Below are 6,331 nucleotides of genomic sequence, written 5' to 3' on the forward strand. Positions count from 1 at the left end.
TCCGTGCACGCGTCGGGTGGTGGCAAAAAGTCACTATTTCGCTATTGCACGGTAGCCCACCCATCGCCATTCGCCATTAGGCGCTCGGCTTTTTTTGTAGCCAGAACGTAAACCCAATTAAAACAGTCAGTTGTTGAAATAAAAGGATCTAATGCTTTTGGATTATCACCTGATGACTAATGCTTTTTTATATTTGCAGACGGCTCCAGCTTGGCAATCCTTTGATGGCAAACAGGCGTCACTTTGACACCATTGTCGCCGGCGAGTTCGCCGCAAGGAGCTGGTCATGTTGCTGAAACAGGTCATCCTTCACTGCAAGCAATTCCTGCATCGCAAGGACGGTGCCTCGGGTATCGAGTACGCGGTCATCGCGGCGATGGTGGCGGTGGTATTGGCCGGGTTCGTTCCCGGGCTCTCCGGCAACATCAGTACCATGTTCACCGCAATCCAGACGGCCCTGAACTAGACCAATAACAGGCGATGTCTCGTCGGACCGGATCAACAGGAGCCGCACATGCAGAACTCTCCCTCGCGTCAGCAGATTCTTCTGGTCGATGACGAGGAAGAGCACCTGCTTGAGTTGGCCGAACTCCTCGACAACGAGGGGTACTACTGCCACACGGCAGGCTCGGTGAAAGCTGCCCTGCAACTGCTCACCCGTTATCCGGACGTTGCCTTGGTCATCACTGATCTACGCATGCCGGAAGAAAGCGGCATTGGTTTGATCCAGCGCCTGCGCGACCATACGGCCCGGCAGCATTTGCCGGTGATCGTCATGTCGGGGCACGCCGGTGCGCAAGACCTCAGCGACCTGCTGCGTCTGCAGGTGCTGGATTTCTTCCGCAAGCCCATCTATTACGCACGGTTGCTGGAGACACTGGACAACCTGTTCCCGCAACCACTGTTGCAGGTTGCCAAGTACTGACTCAACTGGACGAAGGTGAAAACGAAAACGCCCGGCACATGGCCGGGCGTTTTTGCTTACTGGCAAGGGTCAGGCGTCGGGATCGCTCAGTTCCAGTACGCCGCGCTTGCTGCGCAGCTTGCCGTAGAAATGATCCAGCGCATTGTTCAGCTTGCTGGCGGCTCCATCCACCGCCTGGTCCAGCGAAGCGGCGGTATGGGTCACGGAAATCGGTTGATGGCCTTTGGGGCGAGCCTCCATCTGGCAGCGTTTGTCATGCGGCCCGGGCTTGGCGCCGTTCTCGTCGCGCAGGTGCACCTCGATGCGGGTGAGGTCCTCCTCGTAACGTTCGAGCGTGGTTTGCAGCGTACTGCGGACCCACTCGTTGAGACGGATGTTGCCTTCGATATGGTTGCTGCTGTTGACCTGGATTTGCATGATTCAATCCTTATTCAGCTTGCTCGCATGGAGGCGTGCCTAGGCCCTTGAGGCCCTTGGAAATTCTTCGCCTCTTGACTCTAAGGTCAGGCAACCGAAGCCTGAATTCAAGCCCTTCGTGAAAATAAATTTTCTGTTGCAATTAACCCCGCAGAGGCTACCGGGCAGCCCTTTGACGACATAAGACCGGTTAAAAACCCAAAGTCTTTCAGACTTTGCTTATGCGAATTGAAATCATTACTATTGCAGCCCCCAGAGTTTCCCGGACCTCCGCCATGAAGCGCAATGCCGCCGGACTGCCCCTCAGCTACCGCCTGGCCGTGACCTCACGCTGCCTGGCAGCGGTGCTGGGTGGGTACCTGCTGGCGTCCATGGCCAGTGTCTGCATCACCTTGCTGGTGCCGTTGGCGCAAGTCGACGCGGCCATGACCGGCATGATGCTGTCGTTCGTTTTCTACCTGTTGGCCTTCATCTGGTGCTTTGCCTGCCGCAGCGCCTGGCATGCCTGGCTCGGCGTGTTGCTGCCGAGCCTGCTGCTGGGGCTGATCAACGGGCTGGCCTATTGGATGAAGAACCCATGAAGGGCGGTTTCCGCCAGGCGATGGCCTGGCTGCACACCTGGACCGGGCTGATTTTCGGCTGGCTGCTTTTCGCAATTTTCCTGACCGGCACACTGTCGTATTTCAAGGAAGAGATCAGCCACTGGGCACAGCCCGAAGTCCGCCGCCACGCGCTCGACCCGGTGGCCAGCCTGGGCCTGGCCCAGCGCTACCTGGAGGCCAACGCGGCGCACTCGGGCAACTGGATGATCCGCTTGCCCAGCGAGCGCGAAGCCGCGTTGAGCGTCGGCTGGCGTGACCCTGCTGGCGGGCGCCGTGGCTTTGTCAGCAAGCAACTCGACGCCCAGACCGGGCAGCCAGTAGAGGCCCGTGACAGCCGCGGCGGCGAGTTCTTCTACCGCTTCCACTTCCAGCTGCAGATGCCCCACCCCTGGGGGCGCTGGCTGGCGACCTCATGCGCGTTCATCATGTTGCTCGGCCTGGTCACCGGCATCATCACCCACAAGAAGATCTTCAAGGAGTTCTTCACCTTCCGCCCCGGCAAGGGCCAGCGCTCGTGGCTGGATGGGCACAACGCAATCGGTGTGCTGGTGTTGCCGTTCCATCTGATGATCAGTTACAGCAGCCTGGTGATCTTCATGTACATGGTGATGCCGGCCAGCATCATGGCCAGCTATGGCGGCACTACCAACGGCTACTTCAACGACCTGTTCGGCCCAGAGGAGGTGCCCAAGGTGGCCAACGTCGCTGCGCCACTGGTGCCATTGGCCGGCTTGTACGCCAAGGTTCAGGCGCAGGTCCCCGGTGCCCGCATGGGTTACATCCAGGTGCACAACCCGGGCGACCGCAACGCTCGCGTGAGCTTCGCCCAGGCTTCGGCCGACAACATCGCCTACAAGCGCAGCGCCAACTGGATGTTCGACGGCAGCACGGGCGAGCTGCTGAGCCAGGGGGCACCGGAAAGCGCTGCGATGATGACTTCGTTCAGCTTCGTCGGCCTGCACATGGGCAACTTCGCCGGGCCCTGGTTGCGCTGGCTGTACTTCGTGTTCGGGGTGGCGGGTACTGCGGTCATCGGTACGGGCCTGGTGATGTGGCTTGGCAAGCGCCAGCTCAAGCATGCCAAGCGCGAACGCATGCCCGCTGAGTTGCGCCTGGTCGAGGTGCTCAACATCGCCAGCATGAGTGGCCTGCTGCTCGCGGTGGCCGGCTTTTTCTGGGCCAACCGCTTGCTGCCTGTGGCGCTGCAAGGGCGGGCGGACTGGGAGGTGAACACGTTCTTCGTGGCCTGGCTGTTGTCGCTGGTACATGCCGTGCTGCGCCCCGGGCGCCGAGCCTGGGGCGAGCAGCTTGGGTTGGGCGCGCTGGCCTTCGCGCTGCTGCCTTTGCTCAATGCACTGGCCACCGGCCAGGGGCTGAACCACAGCGTAGCCGCCGGCGACTGGGCGATGGCGGGCCTGGACCTCACGGCATTGGGCACCGGCCTGTTTTTGGCCTGGGCCGCAGGCAAGATGCTGCGTGCTCCGAAGGCTGTGGCCAAGCGTGAGCCCCGGGTGTCAAAGGCAGCGGCTGAAACGCTCGAGGTGAACGGATGCTGAGCGTCGCCCTGATCGGTTTTGCCGGGTTCGCCGCCTTGTGCCTGGCGATGGAAAAGCACTTCAGCGACCTGCTCGGGCGCAAGCCTGCTATCGGCCAGTTGCGTGGTCTGCGCATTGCGGGCTGGTCGTTGCTGCTGGCATCGCTGTTGCTATCGCTGCACTTGCGCGGGTGGGCGCATGGCTTGGTTGAGTGGGTCGCTGTGTTGATGGCCGGGGTGACCCTGTGGGTCTTCGCCTTGCCTTACCAGCCGCGCCTGTTGCTGGGGCTGGCGGCGATCAGCCTGGTACTGGGCCCACTGCTGGTCATATCTGGCGGGTGATGCCTTGATCGAACCTGACAGCGACAGTACGCGCGCACGTTTCGTCCAGGTCTTCATGGCCCAGCGCGCACGCATGGAAGCCCTGGTCAGCCGTCGGGTAGGCTGCCGCGCCACTGCATCGGACCTGGTGCAGGAGCTGTTCTTGCGCTTCTGGCGCCGCCCCGAGGTCAAGGTCGAGGCGCTGGATACCTACCTGCTGCGCTGCGCCGGCAACCTGGCCATCGACCATCTGCGCAGCGAAGGCAGCCGCGAACGCATCGCCGAAGCTTCGCTGCAACTGGATGAGTGCTCGGCCCAGGCACCGGAGCAGGCCCTTGAGGTAGACCATGACCTGCAGCGCATCGAAGCGGCGCTGCGCGCCCTGCCCGAGCGCACCCGGCAGATCTTTTTGCTCAACCGCATACACGGCTGCAAGTACGGCGAAATCGCCAAGGCGATGCAGCTGTCCCAGAGCGCCGTGGAAAAGCATATGATGCGCGCCCTCCAAGCGTGCAAGGCCAGTGTTGCCGAACCCGCGACCCCGATGCGCAGGCCAGGGAGCGCCCGTCGATGAGCCATTCAGACTTGACCACCGCCGACCCGTCGCACGCTGCACTGCATTGGCTGGCCAGGATCAACGAGCAGCCTGAGGTAGCGCACAGTGCGGCGTTCAAGCGCTGGTTGCTGGCCGACCCCAGGCACCGTGAGGCCTATGCCCAGGCCCAGGCGCTGTGGCACAAGAGTGCGGCACCCGCGGCACGCCTGGCCGAGGAAGAACACGCAGACCTGCAACGATACCTGGATGCTATGGCCAAGGCGCCTGCCCCGCCTCGCTGGCGGCGCGCCCGCGCACTGGCCGTAGCGGCCTGCCTGGTGCTGGCCGTGGGCGTTGCCGGGGGCTGGCATCCGGGGTACTGGCTGCAGGACCTGCAGGCCGACTTCAGCAGCACAGACGCCATTCGCCAGGTGACGCTGGCTGACCAGTCGCAGGTGACGCTGGATGCGGGCAGTGCCATTGCTGTCGATTTCCAGCAGGGGCAGCGCCATGTGCGGCTGTTGCATGGTGCTGCATTCTTCAAGGTCACGCACACCGGTGACCCGTTTGTAGTAAAGGCGGCGGGGGGGCAGGTGCGGGTGCTGGGCACCGAGTTCGAAGTGCGCGAGCAGGCCGAGGGTGCACAGGTCACGGTGCGCAACGGTCGGGTGGCGGTCACGCCGGCTCAGGGGAAGGCCGCCCTTGAGCTGACGGCCAACCAGCAACTGGCCTATGCCAGAGGCCGGGCCGGTGAGACGGCGAGTGTGGACAGCGACAGAAGTCTGGCCTGGCGCCAGGGCTGGGTCAATTACTACCAGGTGCCATTGGCGCAGGTGGTCGAGGACCTGGGGCGCTATTACCCGGGGCGGATCGTGCTGCTCGACGGCGAGTTGGGGCAGCGCAAGGTCAGCGGCAGTTTCCCGGTGCGCGAGCCACTGGCGGCACTGGATTCGCTGGGCAAGGTGATGGGGTTCTCGCGGCAGACGGTTTTCGGCCGGTTGACCGTTATCCGTTAAGCGGCGGCACTGGAAAAATAATTTTCAAAAGCGGATGAGGTAACAGGACGTGACATCCGTGTAATGAGTGGAAGTGCGATTCATTCGCAGTCATCACCCTCTCACAGGTCAGCGTCCATGAAGTTCACCCACCGTTGCGTCCCTCTCTGGCTAGGTTTCTCTGCGCTTTCGGCCTTGGCTGCTGCCCCTTGTGTCCTTGCCGCCGAGCAGCTTGAACTGCACCGGTTCGCCCAGCCGAGCCAGCCCTTGCCCCAGGCGCTCAATGCTTTTAGCCGTGCCACCGGCCAGAGCGTGGTCTACACCTTGGAACTGCCTGCCGTGCAGGCACCGGCCCTGCAGGGTACGTTCAGTGCCGAACAGGCGCTGCAGCGATTGCTGGGCAACGCTGGCCTGACGTGGCGCCGGGTCGATGCCCGCACCCTGACGCTTGAACCGGTGGACACCTCCGGTGCGCTCAACCTGCAGGCCACCACGGTGACCTCGCAGATGGACACCTACAGCTACCAGCCGCCGGCCAGCGCCTCGATCATGCGTGGCCAAGGTCCGTCCCAGGACATCCCCCAAGCCATCAACGTGGTCCCTGCCCAGGTCATCCGCGACCAGGCCCCGCGCAACCTGGATGACGCCCTGGCCAATGTCAGCGGCATCACCCAGGGCAACAATTTCGGTGGCACCTCCGACACGGTGATGAAGCGCGGCTTCGGTGACAACCGCGACGGTTCGATCATGCGCGATGGCATGCCCGTCGTGCAGGGGCGCAGCCTCAATGCGAACACCGAGCGGGTCGAGGTGCTCAAGGGCCCGGCTTCGCTGCTGTATGGCATCCAGGACCCGGGCGGGGTGATCAACGTGGTCAGCAAGCGCCCGCAATTGCAGCAGTACAACGCCCTGACCGTGCGCGGCTCGACCTACGGCAGCGGCAAGAACGGCAGCGGCGGTGGGTTCGACAGCACCGGGGCACTGGGCGACAGCAACTTCGCC

At 63.0% G+C, this 6,331-nt stretch carries 9 protein-coding genes; 8 read left to right on the top strand and 1 reads right to left on the bottom strand.

Annotated elements, in window-relative coordinates:
- The first annotated feature begins 286 nt into the window (after positions 1–286).
- Together BLX42_RS16970 and BLX42_RS16975 are read left to right on the top strand one after the other, a co-directional pair.
- Positions 287–466: a Flp family type IVb pilin gene (locus tag BLX42_RS16970; RefSeq protein ID WP_161872226.1), complete on the top strand. Its 180-nt coding sequence runs from the start codon at positions 287–289 to the stop codon at positions 464–466.
- A gap of 48 nt (positions 467–514) precedes the next feature.
- On the top strand, positions 515–925 hold the full coding sequence (locus BLX42_RS16975) for a response regulator (protein ID WP_115273593.1): 411 nt from the start codon (positions 515–517) through the stop codon (positions 923–925).
- 69 nt (positions 926–994) lie between these two features.
- Here BLX42_RS16975 and BLX42_RS16980 read toward each other — a convergent pair whose 3' ends face one another.
- Positions 995–1,342 (bottom strand): HPF/RaiA family ribosome-associated protein, encoded by a 348-nt coding sequence (locus BLX42_RS16980; protein ID WP_012312780.1) that lies wholly within the window; start codon positions 1,340–1,342, stop codon positions 995–997.
- A gap of 275 nt (positions 1,343–1,617) precedes the next feature.
- Between BLX42_RS16980 and BLX42_RS16985 the strand changes: the two genes are divergently transcribed.
- From BLX42_RS16985 to BLX42_RS17010, 6 genes are all read left to right on the top strand, one after another.
- Positions 1,618–1,923, top strand: coding sequence for a DUF3649 domain-containing protein (locus BLX42_RS16985; RefSeq protein WP_046784788.1), 306 nt, complete (start codon positions 1,618–1,620; stop codon positions 1,921–1,923).
- Entirely contained in the window at positions 1,920–3,500 is a 1,581-nt protein-coding gene (locus BLX42_RS16990; RefSeq protein WP_161872227.1) for a PepSY domain-containing protein, read from the top strand. The genes BLX42_RS16985 and BLX42_RS16990 overlap by 4 nt, the downstream gene beginning before the upstream one ends.
- Positions 3,494–3,820 carry a DUF3325 domain-containing protein gene (locus BLX42_RS16995; protein WP_161872228.1) on the top strand — a complete coding sequence of 109 codons (327 nt, stop codon included), beginning with the start codon at positions 3,494–3,496 and terminating at the stop codon, positions 3,818–3,820. The genes BLX42_RS16990 and BLX42_RS16995 overlap by 7 nt, the downstream gene beginning before the upstream one ends.
- Before the next feature lie 55 nt (positions 3,821–3,875).
- Entirely contained in the window at positions 3,876–4,373 is a 498-nt protein-coding gene (locus tag BLX42_RS17000) for an RNA polymerase sigma factor (protein ID WP_223255085.1), read from the top strand.
- Entirely contained in the window at positions 4,370–5,350 is a 981-nt protein-coding gene (locus BLX42_RS17005; protein ID WP_161872229.1) for a FecR family protein, read from the top strand. The genes BLX42_RS17000 and BLX42_RS17005 overlap by 4 nt, the downstream gene beginning before the upstream one ends.
- A gap of 117 nt (positions 5,351–5,467) precedes the next feature.
- Positions 5,468–6,331: TonB-dependent siderophore receptor (locus BLX42_RS17010; RefSeq protein ID WP_161872230.1), on the top strand; the 864-nt coding region annotated here is incomplete at its 3' end.

It is taken from the genome of Pseudomonas sp. SG-MS2 (genome assembly GCF_009933855.1).
Lineage (GTDB): Bacteria > Pseudomonadota > Gammaproteobacteria > Pseudomonadales > Pseudomonadaceae > Aquipseudomonas > Aquipseudomonas putida_E.